This is a genomic window from Thalassospira profundimaris, assembly GCF_003326755.1.
Lineage (GTDB): Bacteria > Pseudomonadota > Alphaproteobacteria > Rhodospirillales > Thalassospiraceae > Thalassospira > Thalassospira profundimaris_B.
In genome coordinates this window covers 213,631-229,879 of the sequence record NZ_JPWH01000001.1, presented here as the reverse complement: position 1 = coordinate 229,879, position 16,249 = coordinate 213,631, and the positions used below count along the sequence as shown (strand labels likewise).

Below are 16,249 nucleotides of genomic sequence, written 5' to 3'. Positions count from 1 at the left end.
ATTCGTGCAAAACAATCGCGATAATGGGCGAGCACGTCACGTTTTCATCCAGGGAGAAAACAATGATCCTGTCGCGTACCGCCTTTATGGGCGAACTTCTGTTATTGGGAATCTTGGCCCTGTTGTGGGGGTCGTCCTATATTTTTATCAAAATTGCCGTGGGGGAAATTCCACCGCTAACACTGATTGCCTTGCGCGTCAGCATCGCCGCGGTCTTTTTGACCGTCATTGTTTACATGCAAAAACAGCATTTTCCCCGTGATGCGAAAATCTGGGCACAATTCCTGTTACAGGCCTTTTTCAATTCGATCGGTGCCTGGACGATCCTGGCCTGGGGGCAGCAATATGTTGATAGCGGCCTTGCCAGCGTACTGAATTCCACATCGCCGGTTTTTCTGTTTTTCATCTCGCTGCTGCTGGTCCGCCACAATCAGGTAAACGGGTTAAAACTTGTAGGTGCCTTAACGGGGCTGGCTGGGGTCATTCTTATTGTCGGCCCTGCCGCCCTGAATGGTTTGGGGCAGCACCTTATGGGGCAGTTGGCGGTTTTGACCGGCGCTTTTCTTTATGCCTGCGGTGCCCTTTATGGCAAAAAATTTGCCGCTCTTGCCCCTTCCGTCACGGCTGCGGGCACCATGATCTGGGCAACGATCTGGCTGATCCCGCTGTGCCTGATCAACGATCACCCCTGGGCGTTACGACCTTCCTTCTCTGCCATTGGCGCTATCGTCATCCTCTCGGTTTTTTGTACCGGTGTGGCGCTGCTGCTCTATTTCCGGCTGGTGAAAACACTGGGGCCGATGGGGGTTGCCAGCCAAAGCTATCTGCGTGCCGGTATTGGCGTTTTCCTTGGCATTTTTCTTCTGCACGAAGATCCCGGCCCTCGCACCCTTCTTGGCATCGCAATCGCACTGACCGGTGTAATCATTCTGAATTGGCCCAAAACCACCGGAATACCCGCAATCAGACCTTCTGAAATCACATCCAAACCTGCTGCCCCGACACAAAAACAGGATTGATGCCGCAACGACCACCCCTCACCCAAATTTGTCTTATGCGTAAAATCAAAAAGGAACCCGAAAATGCTGACCTGTTTTATCCGTTATGAAATCGATCCCTATAAAAAAGATGCCTTCGCCGAATATGCCCGCAACTGGGGCCAGGCGATTCCGCGGTGCGGGGCCGATTTAATCGGTTATTTCGCCCCGCATGAAGGCACAACCACCACTGCCTACGGGGTTTATACCCTGCCCGGCCTTGCCGCTTACGAAGCCTATCGCGCCCGTTTAATGGCCGACCCACTGGGACAGGAAAACTACCGATTCGCGCACAAAGAACAATTCATTCGCCGCGAAGAACGGCAATTTTACACGCTGGCCTCCGGCCCGCATGCGCAAAGGATCGAACCATGATCGCCGTTATTTTCGAGGCCCTGCCCCGGCCCGATCATAAATCCGACTATTTCGACATTGCTGCTGCGCTGCGTCCCTTGCTCGATGACATAGACGGCTTTATCTCGATCGAAAGGTTTGAAAGCCTCACCACACCGGGCAAGATTCTCTCGCTTTCCTTTTGGCGCGATGAAAAGGCGATCAAGGCCTGGCGTAGCCTTGAAGAACATCGCACAGCACAGTCAAAGGGACGGGCACGCATATTCGAGGATTACCGCCTGCGCGTTGCCAAGGTTGCTCGCGATTACGGCATGACCAACAGAAACGAGGTGCCCGGAGATTCCCAACGCCACCACAATGCCTGAAAAATCAGCCCGGACCCAAATATATGGTCCGGGCCAAATCTGGCCTAAGTGCGGGCTTCGGCGGGCTGCTCTGATGGTGCGATCGCAGCAGCATCTTCGTCTTCACCCTTATTCTGATCCGCAGACGGGGCCGGTTTGGCCGTGCCCTTGAAATCCAGCATCATGACGGCAAAAATCACCAGCCCGGCGCCAACAAAAACAATCGGCATCGGCAGCACATCGAAAAACACCAGATCAACGGCCACCGAAAACGGCAATGCGGTATAGGCCGCTGGCGAAATGACACTGGCATCGGCCACACGCACCGCACGGAGCACCAGATAATTGGTCAGCATGGCAAAAAACCCGGCACCACCGGAAAAAACCCAGTCCGACAGTGCGGCAGGCTGCCACAGCATGATCCCCACCGGCACCCAGATGACCACCGCCACAATTTGCGGCCAGAACAGCATGGAAAAATTGGTTTCCGTGCGCGTCAGCACCTTGGCCAACATGGTTTGCGCGGAAAAACAAAACGCGCCAACCAATGCGGCGGCAACGCCGAGCGGCACGCCAAAACCATCCATTTTCGGCACACACATGATCCAGACGCCACCAAGACCCAGAAGGGTTGCGCCCAGTTTACGGGCCGTCAGCCTTTCCCCCAAAAACACCACAGAAAGCAAAACTGTAAGCAATGCCTCGATAAACAGATAGGCATTCACCTCGCTGATGCTCATCTGCCGAAGGGCGAAAAACACGCAAAACAGCGACCCGTACCAGATGACGCCGCGCAGCAAATGACCATAGGGACGACGGGTGCGAATTTGACGCACACCAACAAATTTGAGCACGGCGAGAAAAATCACCACCGTGATGATGGCCCGCATGGCAAGAATCTGCGCTGTCGGCACGTCAGCCGAAACCATTTTGGCGCAAACATCAACAAAAATACCCGAAGCCATCGCCCCGGTCATCCACAGCACGCCGCGCAAATTTCCGCTCAGGCGCATCGGCGTCCTGTCCATCGCCATTCTTCCCGTGTTGGATATGAAAAGGATAAAGAGGGAGTTTCCAAAGCCTGGATCAGTCAAATACTGCGGGTGGCGCAAGGAGACAATGGGTCTGGAAACCCTCTCGTTGGTTATCTTGCCCGGAACCATTCAAAAAAACGAATGAAGAGTTTTCAGCGACCGATGAGAAAATTTTGTACGAAATAAACAACCTGTGCTGATAAACAGGATCGTCCCACAAAGCCTGTTAGCGGATGTACTGGAATGCGTCGCAAATTACCGCCCTTACGCGCCCTTGTCGCCTTTGAAGCCACCGCCCGGCATCAAAGCGTCAAAGATGCTGCCGAGGAACTGAATGTCACCCAAAGTGCGATCAGCCATCAATTGCGCCAGCTTGAGGAAAGCCTGGGTGTTGTGCTGTTCCTGCGTAAAGGACGTGGCCTGTCGCTGACAAAATCGGCCCGCCAGCTTTTGCCCCGCCTGACCGCCGCCCTGGATGATATTTCCGGCATTACCGGGGAAATCGGGCCTGACAAGGGCCGCGCCATTCGCATTGGGGCGCTGGCAACCCCGGCGCTCAGCATTCTGATCGAAGAACTCGATAGCCTGCGGGCCGTTATTCCCGATGATATTCCGGTACAATTTCGCAAAATCGAATTTGATGACGATCTTGACCCGCTTGAAATTGATCTGGCGCTGCAAATTGCACCCAAAGACCTTCAGGGTCCGGACGGCTGGACAATGGAGCTTTTATCGCCGGAAATCTATCATGCGCTGGTTTCCCCGCAATGGCTGGCGCAACGAGGATTTGACCGGACAAGTGTGGATGTCGCCAAACTGGAACCCCGCGATATTCTGCTGATTGACAGCGACAGCGAACAGTTTTCCCAGATCACATCCTGGTTCGAAAATACCCGCTTTGCCCTGTCCGATTGCTGGACCTTCAGCCACCATATCTGGGCGCTTGAGGCCGCCCGCGAAGGACATGGCATTGTCGCCAGTACCGATGTGATCGCCCGCAAATATGTCGATCGCGGGGAACTGGTCATGCTCGATTTTCCCGATTTCATGTCAAGCTGGTGGTATCGGCTTTTGATCCGCCCGTCGCGCGAACGCGACCCTGCCGTCATGGCCGCAGCAGACTGGATTCGCCAATTGATTGGTCGTGAAGTGTACGAAAATACCGATTTGTAACCATCTGGCTATTGCCCCGCCTTCCCCGGCTCTGTACAACTTTCAATCACATTATTGTTAAGGGGCAATAATGGGGGATTAGATCTTGTATCGGGGGAAAGATGTCGAAATCCAGTCTCGTTTCCGTGATTGTCGCCACTTACAACTGGCCGACAGCTCTTGCGATGGTGTTGAAATCATTGCTGGATCAAAAAGACCGGCATTTTGAAATCATTATCGCGGATGACGGGTCCAAAGATGAAACCCGCGACCTCATTGCCCGTTTCGCCAGACAAAGTGACATTCCAATCCGGCATTTCTGGCAGGAAGACCGGGGTTTTCGCCTTTCTGAAGTCAGAAATGGCGCGCTCAAGCTTGCTCAGGGCGATTTGACGATTTTCATTGATGGCGATTGCTGTGTCATGCCCGATTTTATCTCCAAACACCGGGCAGCCGCGACCCCGGGCTGTTTTGTCACCGGCAAGCGCGTTTTTCTGAAACGCCGTTTTACCGAATTCGTCATGCGCAACCAGCCCGCGTTCCATAAATGGCCACGGGCTGCGTTATTTGGACTTGGCATTACCGGTCAATGCAATCGTCCGTTCCAGTTTATACCCCTGCCGCAATCGCACAAAAGCATGTGGCAATATGAAACATCGTGGAAAAAAGCGCAGGCCTGCAATCTGGCAGTTTTCCGCGAAGATATTGATAAAATTGCCGGTTTTGACGAGGCTTATCAAAGCCACGGCCTGGAGGATTCGGATTTTATCCTGCGTTTGATCCGGGCTGGTGTCCGTCGCAAAAATCTGGAATACAGTTCGCCCGTCCTGCATCTTTTCCATGCCCGCAAAATCGCCCAGCGCCATTCCGGTGCCAGCGATAATGGCCTGCTTTTCCGCACCCTGGAAGCTGAAAAACAACGTTTCCTTCCCGTGCAAAGCATATTTTTGCCGCCAGAAGCAGCGGAATAACGCAACTGCGACCAAGGATGAACAAGCAGGTTCTTGGAACATCGTACATTTCACGATAAAAGGGCGGCACCATTATTGTTGCCTTAATCAAGGTACATAAACAAATCCCATAACCACGCCCGGCAACGGGTGATCTGAAGCATATGCGAAAGGGTGTTACCCGATGGACCTCAGCAAGATTGCGGTTGGTAAAGACGTTCCCTGGGACGTCAATGTTGTCATTGAAATCCCGCAGGGCGGGCCGATCAAATACGAAGTCGACAAGGATTCAGGCGCGGTATTTGTGGACCGTTTTCTGCATACCTCGATGTATTATCCGGTCAATTACGGCTTCATCCCCAATACCCTGGGTGAAGATGGCGACCCCGTTGACGCGATGGTCATGTTCCGCGAGCCGGTGGTTGCCGGTTCTGTCATTCGCGCCCGCCCGATTGGCGTGCTGATGATGGAAGACGAAGCCGGCATGGACGAAAAGCTGATTTGTGTGCCCCATGAGAAGGTTGATCCTTACTACAAGGACATCAAATCGCACGAAGACCTTCCGGAAATCCTGCGCGACCAGATCCAGCATTTCTTCGAGCGTTACAAAGACCTTGAAAAAGGCAAATGGGTCAAAGTAACCGGCTGGAAAGGTGCAGAAACCGCCGCCGAACTGATCCATGCCGCCATCGCACGTTTTGCAAAATAAGGCTGTGACGGTTTTGCTGTCATTACGCTAACAGCAAGAATCCGCATGACATGATACAACGCCCTGCAATATTGCGGGGCGTTGTCATTTTCAAAGGCCGTCATCACCAGAACAAATTCCGCCTATCAGATGGCAGCGATCAAAACCGCCACCCAAAAACCAAATATCAATCAGGGAAATTTGCCATCATGGCCGACCATAAAAGCGCGAAATCCGCCCCGACAGCGCCACGGATCACGGTTGATGAAAGCGGTAAGCTGACCTTTATGGGCAAAAAATATCGCGCCGCAATTGGCAAGACAGGCATGACAGCCGATAAACGCGAAGGCGACGGGGCCAGCCCGATTGGCGAATGGAAACTGCGTTACGTGATGTATCGGGCCGACCGGGTTCCGGCCCCAAAAACCGGCCTGCCCACCCACGTCCTCAATCCCCGGGATGGCTGGTGCGATGCGCCCTCAAGCAGCCGTTACAACCGCCCGGTGCGCCTGCCCTTTAACGCCAGCCACGAGAAGCTTTGGCGCGACGACCCTGTTTATGATGTCATTGTCACCCTGGACCATAATGACAGCCCGGCAGTCGCTGGCCGGGGATCGGCCATTTTCATCCATATCGCCCGCCCAAAATACGAAGGCACAGAAGGCTGCATTGCCCTTGCCCGCGACGATCTTTATGAAATTCTTGCAGGTTGCGACACGGCAACACGACTTTGTATCAAGGCCGGGAAATCGGATCGGGCCTAACATATCCTTGCGGCCTAACCGCCAAGACCCTAGTTTGATCATCGTACATTCATCAGACCGGGACAGGACATGATCGAAGACGATTACCTATACAACAAGGGCGGCATCAAAGGTTTTGGTGCAAAACTGCGCGGCTTTTTTACAAGCGGGCGTTTCTGGCTTCGGGCCCTTGCCGTGATTGTTGTTCTCGCCCTGATTTATTATCCGGTCGGTATGCTTGTGGTTCAAAATATTGATGATAATACCGATTTTACCGGTAATTATCAGGGGGGCAGCCATGCCGTTGCCACGGCTGCGGCCCTGATTGACCGTGAGGTCAACCAGCATGACTGGACGGCGAATGACCCGTTCTTTATGCCCGGTGCCGCGCTGGACAATATGCCGAATTACCAAACCGGCATTATTTACGCCCTGTCGCGATTCGCCATCGAAATGTCCGACCAGATCGGCCGGGCCCGCGGGTCCAGCCAGGTTGACAGTGATCTCGATAACGCTGCCGGGGCATTAAAATTCCGCGGCGACAAATGGGTCTTTGATCCCAGCATCTCGCTGCTGCCCGGTGTATCTTCCGAACAGCAATACCGCCAGGCCATTTCCGCCCTGTTGCGCTATAATGAACGGCTGGCCGCTGGTAATGCGGTTTTTGAACGCCGTGCTGACAATTTACAGGAAACCCTGGGACGCATTGCCAATGATCTGGGGTCGGCATCGGCACTGATTGACAACAAGGTGGCCCACCCGTCGATTTTCGATACCACTGCAGACGACGTATTTTACGCCACCAAGGGTCGGCTTTACACCTATAGTCTGATCCTGCGGGACCTTGGCACCGATTTCGAGAATATCCTCAATGAACGCCAGGTCAGCCAGATCTGGGCGGAAATGGTCGCATCCTTGCAGGCGGCAGCAAAACTGGACCCGCTGGTTGTGATTAACGGTTCCGCCGACGGGATCATTTTACCCAACCATCTTGCCGGCCTGGGTTTTTACCTGCTGCGGGCCCGCACGCAAATGAATGAAATCATCAGCATCCTGCAACGCTAGGCGCAATATGGTATTTTGTTGAATACCCGACTTGCATGGTCGGACTTGATCTTTTTGCAAAATTGGCCCATTTAGAGACCAAAGTGAAAGACATGAGGCCGCCGCATTGTGCCATGCCTGCGGCGCCACAGAAAAAGGACTTGGTGAAAATGTTCATACAAACCGAACCAACCCCGAATCCCGCCACCCTAAAATTTCTTCCGGGGGAAGAAGTTATGGGCCGTCAGGGAACGGCCAATTTCACCAGCAACGATGAACATGTAAAATCGCCGCTGGCGCGCAAGCTGTTTGAAGTTGACGGTATTACCGGTGTCTTCCTGGGGGGTGACTTTATCACCATCACCAAGGAAGATGGCCGCGACTGGCAAACCCTGAAACCACAGATCCTGGGCGGCATTATGGAGCACTATACCTCCGGCCAGCCTGTTCTCGATCAGGGCAGCGATGCCACCAAGGCAACCAGCTCCGCCTCTGAAGGCGATGACGAACTGGTCAGCCAGATCAAGGAACTGCTTGATACCCGTGTACGCCCGGCTGTGGCCCAGGATGGCGGTGACATCGTTTTTCACAAATTTGAAGACGGTGTTGTCTATCTGGAAATGCACGGTGCGTGCTCTGGCTGCCCGAGCAGCACCGCGACCCTGAAAATGGGCATTGAAAACATGCTGCGCTATTATGTGCCCGAAGTGCAGGCCGTCGAACCGGTGATGGCGGAATACTGACAGGTGGCAAATTGCCACCTCATGCTATGACCACGATCTTTTCATAATCGCGCCGGAATCGTCAGCTATCGGTTTTCCAACAGATAAACTGGCTGAGAGGGTTCGGCGCGATTTTTACCGCATTGTACGCTTGAATGCCTTTGCCACATGATGTATTGCCGTGCATCAAAGAAGCACACCACATAAAGTGGGGATGTGCCATAAATGCCGGACCATATGGCAAATAAACAGGTTGGGAAAACGCCATGACCAACCTGACAAGAAGGGGTGAACGCATCCCCCATTAACCGATTCGTAACTTTTTTACGCCCCGTCGCGATCTTTCGGGTTCGTGATGCGTTGCCGCTATTATGCGGAATACGAGTATTGGCGGGGGGTTAATCGTGCATTGTTTTTTTACGGTTGCACCGCTTTCCCGGGCCGGTCATAGGTAACGGGGCGCGGAAAAACGAACAGGTTCAATGATCCTGGAGAGAGATGAATGAGTAGCGCAAACCAGACGACATTTACAAAAGTCGCACTTGCGTCCTTAATTGGCGCGGTGGGCTTGCAATATGCGCTGATGTTTGGCGACTTTGATATTGCCCCGAAACCGGCTGGCATGGTGATTGATGCCTCGGTTGTTGTGCCGGTAAAACCGGAAAAACCGAAGGTTAAAAAGCTTTATCAGCGCGACCCGGAAGTGGTCGCGCTGGATCAGTATTTCAAAAGCATCGACTATAAGCTGGGTAATTCCGATGCCATTCCCCGTGTTTATATCAAACGCGTGCCCAAAGGCCTGCGCGATCTAAGCTCGGTTGCGGAACGCAAACAGATTTTCCTGCGCATCATTTTGCCGCTTGCCCTGCGGGTGAATGAAGAAATTACCGCCCGGCGCGACCGGTTGCTGTCCATTCAAAGCAACGAATATGCCGGTGTGCCAGCAACACCGACCCAGCAAAAATGGGTTGAAAAAATGATGAAACGCTACCGTGTCGAAAGCGGTGGCATTTCGGCCCTGCTTGAGCGCATTGATATTATCCCGCCCTCGCTGATTCTGGCGCAGTCGGCCGAAGAAAGCGGCTGGGGCACGTCGCGTTTTGTCCGCAAGGGCAATGCCCTGTTTGGCCAGTGGGCCTATAACGAGGAAGAAGGCATTGTTCCAAAAGATCGCGAAGAGGGTAAAACCCACGTGATCAAGGCATTTGATACCCTGATGGATTCCGTACGCGCCTATGCCCGGAACATCAATTCCCATCCGGCCTATAAATCCCTGCGGGAAGAACGCGCCCGTCTGCGGGCCGAAGGGGATAACATCACCGGCTGGGAACTGGCCAATACGCTGGTGAAATATTCGGAACGCGGTGAAGATTACGTGGAATCCCTGCATGCCATCATGCGGGCCAATAATCTTGACGATCTTGATGGCATGAAATTTGCCGCCGAGGATGTTCCACCACCACCAAACCTGCTGGCATCTTTGCAGGATTAAACCAGAAAATCAGATGACGAAAAAAGGGTGCCCAATCAGCGGCACCCTTTTTTTATCCAGTTCCAACAAGCTATGGCTATGGCCGATAGATCCAGCCCTTTTCAGATTTCACCAGCCGGATTTCATTGCTGATACCGCGCCGGTCCCCCACGGTAAAACCGCCTTCTTTCAGGGCCAGCATTTTCATTTTCAACACATCCACCGCATCGCGGGCTGCCTCACTTGCCGCATCAAGATTTTCGGCCTGCTTGCCCTGTTCCATCACATCATCGGCGAATTCGGCAATGCTGCGATCAAATACCATGTCATAACTGACCATCACCGTCACAACCCCGTCGCCTTCGGGCACGCTGTTGGTTTTATGCACATTCTCGACATGGGCGACACGGGCATAGGGATCGTTGCGGAAACGTTCAATCACGGCCGTGGTAATTTCATCGGCACTCGGTTCGGCACTGACCTCGTCATTGCAGGCCGATAAAACCGGCACGATCAGCAAAAAAGCAAAAATGGCGACAAGGCGCAGCATCAGGTTCGATCCTTTTTTCATCGATCGGTGGTCAATTTTCAACACACTATAAAACAGATATGGCGGAAATCGGGTCTCCCGTTTCCGCCATATCCTATCAGATGATGTTTTTACCGCCCAAATAACAAAAAAGCCAAGGTGAACGGTATCATAACCCGGTCAACAAACCCCCGGGAAAGGCCCGCTTAGCCGTGCTCTGCCTCATGGGCGGCAAGGGCAGCCAGATTGACAAGGTCGTTCACAGTGGCCCCCATTTGCGTAATCTGGGCCGGTTTGGCAAGACCAATCATCACCGGGCCAATCACCGTGCCACCGCCCAGTTTGCCCAAAAGCTTCGATGCCGTGGTCGCGGCATGAAGGGCCGGCATGACCAGCACATTGGCCGGGCCGGACAGGCGGCAAAACGGGTAAAGCTTCAGAAGTTCGGTATCAAGCGCGACATCGACACTCATATCGCCATCAAACTCGAAATCGACATCGGCATTTTCCAAAATCGATACCGCCTCGCGAATGCGGTCGGTATCCTCGGTCCAGGGGTTGCCAAAGGTCGAATGCGAGATCAGAGCCACACGCGGTTCATGGCCAAGCTGACGGGCCTTTTTAGCCGCCTGAATGGCAATTTCCGCCAATTGTTGGGCATCGGGCACATCATGCACACGCGTATCGGCAATAAACACCGTGCGGCCCTTGGCAATGGCGATCGAAAGCCCCATCGGGATTTCGCCATCCTTGGCATCGATCACGGAACTGATATCGGAAAAACTGCGATTAAAATTCCGCGTCAGGCCGGTGATCATGCCATCGGCCTGGCCCATTGCCACCATCGTGGCGGCAAACACATTGCGTTTCTGGTTCACCATGCGCTGGCAGTCCCGCCACAAATAACCTTTGCGCTGCAGGCGCTCATACAGGAACTCGGCATATTTGCGGTTATCGTGCGACAGAGCCGCATTGGTAATTTCCACCCCTTCCAGGCTTTCAATCCCCAACTGTTTTGCCGTATGCAAAATGCGGTCTTCACGCCCCACCAGGATCGGCGTGCCATAGCCCGAATTGCGGAATGCCGCAGCCGCGCGGATAACGGTTTCTTCCTCGCCTTCGGCAAAGGCGATGCGTTTGGGATGGGCGCGCACATAATCGGAAATCAGTTGCAAATGGGCTGCTGTCGGATCAAGACGGCTGCGCAACTGGTTTTCATATTCGCCCATATCAAAAATCGGACGGCGGGCAACACCGCTATCCATTGCTGCCTGGGCCACCGCCTTGGGCACGGCAATAATCAGGCGCGGGTCAAACGGGGCGGGAATGATATATTCCGGGCCATATTGCAACCGCCGGCCGGAATAGGCCGCTGCGACCTCGTCAGGCACGTCTTCACGCGCAAGTGCTGCCACGGCATGGGCGGCCGCAATTTTCATTTCCTCATTGATGGTCGATGCCTGAACATCCAGCGCGCCCCGGAAGATATAGGGGAAGCCCAGCACGTTATTGATCTGGTTCGGGTAATCCGAGCGGCCGGTGGCGCAAATGGCATCATCGCGAATTTCGGCAACTTCCTCGGGCGAGATTTCCGGATCCGGGTTGGCCATTGCAAAAATGATCGGTCGCTTGGCCATGCTTTTAACCATCGCGGGCGTAATCGCCCCTTTGACCGACAGGCCAAAAACGGCATCTGCCCCCTTCATGGCATCTTCCAGGGTGCGGGCATCGGTATCGGCGGCGTGGGCCGATTTCCACTGGTTCATGCCATCTTCGCGGCCCTTGTAAATCACACCGCGCGAATCACACATGATGACATTATCGGGTGACACACCCATGCTTTTCACCAGGGCAGCCACGGCAATGGCAGCAGCCCCTGCCCCGTTCACCACCAGTTTAATGTCGGCCAGGTCACGCCCTGTCAGGTCGCAGGCATTGATCAGGCCCGATGCGGCAATAATCGCCGTACCATGCTGGTCATCATGGAAAACCGGAATATCCATAAGTTCGCGCAGGCGGCTTTCAATAATGAAGCATTCCGGTGCCTTGATGTCCTCAAGATTGATGCCACCAAAGGTCGCACCCAAAAAACGCACGCAATTGACAAACTCGTCCACATCTTCGGTCGAAACTTCAAGATCAAGGCCGTCAACATCGGCAAAGCGTTTAAACAGAACCGCTTTGCCTTCCATCACCGGTTTGGAGGCCAGTGCCCCCAGATTGCCCAGGCCCAAAACAGCCGTGCCGTTGGAAATGACGGCCACCATGTTACCCTTGGAGGTATAATCATAGGCCGTGGCCGGGTTTTTGGCGATTTCCAGACACGGCACAGCCACACCTGGCGAATAGGCCAGAGAAAGATCGCGCTGGGTGGTCAGCGGCTTGGAGGCGGTAATTTCGATTTTTCCGGGGCGGCCGCTGGAATGAAACAGCAGTGCTTCGCGGTCACGAACCTTGATTTCTTTTTCTTCCATATGTCTTCACTGACGCTTGCATGGTGGGTGAGAAAAGCGGTGAACCCGAAGACAGGTTGTGGGACTGCCAAAGGGAACCTCGTAATAAATCAGGGTTCCGCACGCCGGTCAAAGGACCAGTTGATGAAAATTGCAATTTTTCCTGCATTTTCCGTATGTTGCATCGCAACATCAGCACATCGGAACAGAGGATTTCAATGACACCAATAAAAAAAGGCACCCGGCGCGCAGGCAGGGTGCCTTTAAGCAATTCGTTACCAGCCCGTAATCAGGCTTCAGCCAACGGTTCAACCGGTTCATGGATATGAACATTATGCGCGTTATTCAGCGCAAAAATCTCGCGGGCTTTGGCTTCTTTGGCCGGGTCTTTCGGGTCAAGACGGACCCACAAGGCGGCTGACCCTTCCTTGATCGCCTTGGCGAAATCTTCGGTATGGGGGGTGGATGTGACCTTGTCGATAAAATCGGTCAGGGCCATTGTGCCAACCCCGGCCCCAATCGCCAGCGCAAGGGCCGCTGTTGCCGCCCCGCCAAACAGGGCAATCGCACCCGATGCCACCAGCGGAACTTCATATTTGACCTCGCCAAACATCGCAGTCAGGACATCGGTCCAGGACTGGCCTTCCTTGCCCGCAACATCGATGCTTTCATGGGTGCTAAGCGCGGAAAGATCGGTATGGGAAAAACCCGAAGCCGTCAGCGCCTTTACCGCCGCATCAAAGGATTCTTTGGTATCAAACAAGCCGACCAGTTCCGGAACCTGGGCTGTGATGTGTTCTTCAGACATTGTTTTTCTCCTCGGTCACTGGTCCGATAACATCCAACAAAAGTATTTTATCATATATTGCAAAACTTTAGGGCAAAATAACGGCCCCCCTCGCCAAGTCCCGCCGGGTTTGCTATCAAGGCTGCCATGAACAAAATGCCCGGATTTTCTGAAAAAACCATGACCACACCCGATTTTAACCGCGACGGCGCAACCCCGATGATGATCCAGTTCCTTGAGCTTAAGGAACAGTATCAGGACTGCCTGCTGTTTTACCGGATGGGCGATTTTTACGAGCTGTTCTTTGACGATGCCGTCAAAGCCGCCGAAGCCCTTGATATTGCCCTGACAAAACGTGGCAAACATCAGGGAAACGATATTCCGATGGCAGGTGTTCCGGTTCATAGTCACGAAACCTATTTGCAGCGTTTGATCCGCAAGGGATTTCGCGTCGCGGTGTGCGAACAGATGGAAGACCCGGCAGAAGCCAAAAAACGCGGTTCCAAATCGGTGGTCAAACGCGATGTGGTGCGCCTGATCACGCCCGGCACATTGACCGAAGACAGCCTGCTTGATGCGCGACGCCACAACTATCTGGCGGCCATTGCCGATGTGCGTGGCAAAATGGGGGTGGCCTGGCTGGATATTTCAACGGGTGATTTTTATGTGCAGCCCTGCACCAGTGCGGGGTTAAGTGCCGCCATCGCCCGGTTGGACCCGGGCGAGATCCTGATTTCGGATCGGTTGCTGAACCGGTCGGAGATGTTTGATTTATATAACGAATATAAAAACATCATCACACCGCAGCCTGCCGCGCGGTTCGATTCGGCCAATGCCGAACTGCGCCTGAAAAAGCTGTATGATGTCGCCGCGCTTGATGCCTTTGGCGGGTTTGAAACGGCCGAGCTTTCGGCCGCTGGCGCGCTGATTGACTATGTCGAGCTGACCCAGAAGGGCCAGATGCCGCGCCTGTCGCCGCCCACGCGCATGGCACAGGGCGCGGCAATGGAAATTGATGCCGCCACCCGGCGCAGCCTGGAACTGACCCAGACCCAAAGCGGGGAACGCAAAGGGTCGCTGTTATCGGTGATTGACCGCACCCGCACCGGGGCCGGTGCCCGGTTGCTGGCCGCCCGCCTTTCCGCCCCGCTGACCGATGCCAGGACAATTAACCAGCGGCTTGATCTGGTCAGTTATTTTCATGACCATGACGATTTGCGGGGCGATTTGCGCAATGCCCTATCGGAATGCCCCGATATTGAACGTGCGCTGTCGCGCCTGTCGATTGGCCGGGGCGGCCCGCGTGATCTGGCCGCCCTTCGCGATGGCCTTGCCTGTGCCTTTGCCATTCGCACCCTTTTGGACCATCCGGCTGATAACAGCCTGGATACCCTGCCCGCCGCCCTGAACGATCATTTGACCGAAATGGGCCATCATGGTGACCTAGTTGACCTGCTGCGCCGCGCCCTTTCCGAAAGCCTGCCTTTGATGGCGCGTGATGGCGGTTTTATCGCCAGCGGCTATCACCCGCCGCTTGATGAATTGCGCATGCTGTCAAGCGAAAGCAAAAAGCTGATTGCCAATTTGCAGGCGCGCTATACCGAACAGACCGGCATTTCCAGCCTGAAGGTCAAACACAACAACGTGCTGGGCTATTTCATCGAGGTGCCGGCCAAACAGGCCGACAAGATGATGGATGTAGATGAATTTATTCATCGCCAGACCATGGCCAATGCCGTGCGTTTTACCACCGTTGCCCTGTCCGAACTGGAAAGCAAAGTCGCCAAGGCCGGTGACCAGGCAATGGCACTGGAGCTGGAACTGTTTGCCGATCTGATCAATTCGGTGCTGGCCCATGCCGACCCAATTGCCCGCTGTGCCCAGGCGCTGGCGGGGCTGGATGTCTCCGCCTCCCTTGCCGAACTGGCACGCGAGCAAGGCTGCATTCGCCCGATCATTGACAACAGCCTGTCCTTTGACATTCGCGCAGGCCGCCACCCGGTGGTCGAGGCTGCCTTACAAAATGCCGGGGAATCGCCCTTTGTTGCCAATGACTGCCGCCTTGAGGACGAACAGAAACTGTGGCTGATTACCGGTCCCAACATGGCGGGTAAATCCACCTTCCTGCGCCAGAATGCGCTGATTGCCGTGCTGGCGCAAATTGGTGCATTTGTTCCGGCGCAATCGGCCCATATTGGCGCCATTGACCGATTGTTTTCGCGCGTTGGCGCGGCCGATGACCTGGCGCGCGGGCGATCCACCTTTATGGTCGAAATGGTGGAAACCGCCGCCATTATCAATCAGGCAACCGACCGGTCGCTGGTTATTCTCGATGAAATCGGGCGTGGTACCGCCACCTTTGATGGCCTCTCTATTGCCTGGGCGGTGGTGGAAAACCTGCATGAAGTGAATAAATGCCGGGGGCTGTTTGCCACCCATTACCACGAACTGACCGCCCTTGCCGCCAAGCTGGCGCATCTTTCCTGCCATACCATGCTGATCAAGGAATGGCAGGGCGAAGTGGTGTTTTTGCACGAGGTTGGCCCCGGCAGTGCGGACCGGTCCTATGGTATCCATGTGGCCCAGCTTGCCGGTTTGCCCAAGGCCGTGATCAAACGGGCCGAACAGGTGTTAAAAACCCTGGAAAAGGGGCAACAGGGCGGTGCCGTTTCCAAACTGGCCGATGATTTGCCGCTTTTTGCTGCCGCAATGGCCCAGGTGGAAAAGGAAGAACAGGACGCCGCCCCGGCATTAAGCGCGCAACAGCAATCGCTGCTTGATGCGGTAAGCGCCCTTGAGCCCGATGACATGTCCCCGCGTGAAGCACTGGATGCGCTGTATCGCCTGCGCGATTTGAAACGCCAGGCGGAAAGCTAACCCCGATTATTGGCGAAACCCTGTATCGCCTTTGCCCGGCAACACTAGAAAAAACGGTTTTGCG

General features: G+C 54.4%; 15 protein-coding genes. 11 read left to right on the top strand and 4 right to left on the bottom strand.

The genetic code is table 11. The features are described from left to right. Window positions 1-62: 62 nt before the first annotated feature. The 3 genes from TH25_RS01045 to TH25_RS01035 all read left to right on the top strand — a co-directional run bounded on the left by TH25_RS01045 (window position 63) and on the right by TH25_RS01035 (window position 1,756). Window positions 63-1,019 carry a DMT family transporter gene (locus tag TH25_RS01045; protein ID WP_114086567.1) on the top strand — a complete coding sequence of 319 codons (957 nt, stop codon included), beginning with the start codon at window positions 63-65 and terminating at the stop codon, window positions 1,017-1,019. 63 nt (window positions 1,020-1,082) lie between these two features. After that, entirely contained in the window at window positions 1,083-1,412 is a 330-nt protein-coding gene (locus tag TH25_RS01040) for an NIPSNAP family protein (protein ID WP_114086566.1), read from the top strand. Beyond that, window positions 1,409-1,756, top strand: a complete 348-nt coding sequence (locus TH25_RS01035) for an antibiotic biosynthesis monooxygenase family protein (RefSeq protein ID WP_114086565.1) — start codon at window positions 1,409-1,411, stop codon at window positions 1,754-1,756. The genes TH25_RS01040 and TH25_RS01035 overlap by 4 nt, the downstream gene beginning before the upstream one ends. Window positions 1,757-1,800: 44 nt before the next feature. Here the strand turns inward: TH25_RS01035 and TH25_RS01030 are convergent, their stop codons facing one another. Then, window positions 1,801-2,763, bottom strand: coding sequence for a DMT family transporter (locus TH25_RS01030; protein WP_114086564.1), 963 nt, complete (start codon window positions 2,761-2,763; stop codon window positions 1,801-1,803). Between the two features lie 249 nt (window positions 2,764-3,012). Here TH25_RS01030 and TH25_RS01025 point away from each other — a divergent pair, with 249 nt between their 5' ends. The 7 genes from TH25_RS01025 (at window position 3,013) to TH25_RS00995 (ending at window position 9,560) form a co-directional block, all read left to right on the top strand. After that, window positions 3,013-3,942, top strand: a complete 930-nt coding sequence (locus TH25_RS01025; RefSeq protein ID WP_114086563.1) for a LysR family transcriptional regulator — start codon at window positions 3,013-3,015, stop codon at window positions 3,940-3,942. A 101-nt stretch (window positions 3,943-4,043) separates the two neighbouring features. Continuing rightward, complete coding sequence (locus tag TH25_RS01020) at window positions 4,044-4,892, top strand: glycosyltransferase (RefSeq protein ID WP_114086562.1); 849 nt, start codon at window positions 4,044-4,046, stop codon at window positions 4,890-4,892. 163 nt (window positions 4,893-5,055) lie between these two features. Then, window positions 5,056-5,580 carry an inorganic diphosphatase gene (gene ppa, locus TH25_RS01015; protein ID WP_114086561.1) on the top strand — a complete coding sequence of 175 codons (525 nt, stop codon included), beginning with the start codon at window positions 5,056-5,058 and terminating at the stop codon, window positions 5,578-5,580. Between the two features lie 188 nt (window positions 5,581-5,768). Next, window positions 5,769-6,323, top strand: coding sequence for a L,D-transpeptidase family protein (locus tag TH25_RS01010; protein ID WP_114086930.1), 555 nt, complete (start codon window positions 5,769-5,771; stop codon window positions 6,321-6,323). A 69-nt stretch (window positions 6,324-6,392) separates the two neighbouring features. Then, window positions 6,393-7,367 (top strand): DUF2333 family protein, encoded by a 975-nt coding sequence (locus tag TH25_RS01005; protein WP_114086560.1) that lies wholly within the window; start codon window positions 6,393-6,395, stop codon window positions 7,365-7,367. A gap of 149 nt (window positions 7,368-7,516) precedes the next feature. Next, on the top strand, window positions 7,517-8,089 hold the full coding sequence (locus tag TH25_RS01000; RefSeq protein ID WP_114086929.1) for a NifU family protein: 573 nt from the start codon (window positions 7,517-7,519) through the stop codon (window positions 8,087-8,089). 481 nt (window positions 8,090-8,570) lie between these two features. Beyond that, a complete protein-coding gene (locus TH25_RS00995; RefSeq protein ID WP_114086559.1) occupies window positions 8,571-9,560 on the top strand; it encodes a glucosaminidase domain-containing protein in 990 nt (329 codons plus the stop codon). Between the two features lie 76 nt (window positions 9,561-9,636). On the opposite strand, the gene TH25_RS00990 is transcribed toward TH25_RS00995, so the two are convergent. The 3 genes from TH25_RS00990 to TH25_RS00980 form a co-directional block, all read right to left on the bottom strand. Next, window positions 9,637-10,089 carry a hypothetical protein gene (locus TH25_RS00990; RefSeq protein WP_114086558.1) on the bottom strand — a complete coding sequence of 151 codons (453 nt, stop codon included), beginning with the start codon at window positions 10,087-10,089 and terminating at the stop codon, window positions 9,637-9,639. Between the two features lie 185 nt (window positions 10,090-10,274). Then, the gene (locus tag TH25_RS00985) at window positions 10,275-12,542 is read right to left on the bottom strand and encodes an NADP-dependent malic enzyme (protein ID WP_114086557.1); all 2,268 of its coding nucleotides are present in this window, start codon (window positions 12,540-12,542) and stop codon (window positions 10,275-10,277) included. 268 nt (window positions 12,543-12,810) lie between these two features. Beyond that, window positions 12,811-13,329 carry a hypothetical protein gene (locus tag TH25_RS00980; protein ID WP_114086556.1) on the bottom strand — a complete coding sequence of 173 codons (519 nt, stop codon included), beginning with the start codon at window positions 13,327-13,329 and terminating at the stop codon, window positions 12,811-12,813. A 159-nt stretch (window positions 13,330-13,488) separates the two neighbouring features. On the opposite strand from TH25_RS00980, the gene mutS reads away from it, so the two are divergent. Then, window positions 13,489-16,185: a DNA mismatch repair protein MutS gene (mutS, locus tag TH25_RS00975; protein WP_309471277.1), complete on the top strand. Its 2,697-nt coding sequence runs from the start codon at window positions 13,489-13,491 to the stop codon at window positions 16,183-16,185. Window positions 16,186-16,249 lie beyond the last annotated feature (64 nt).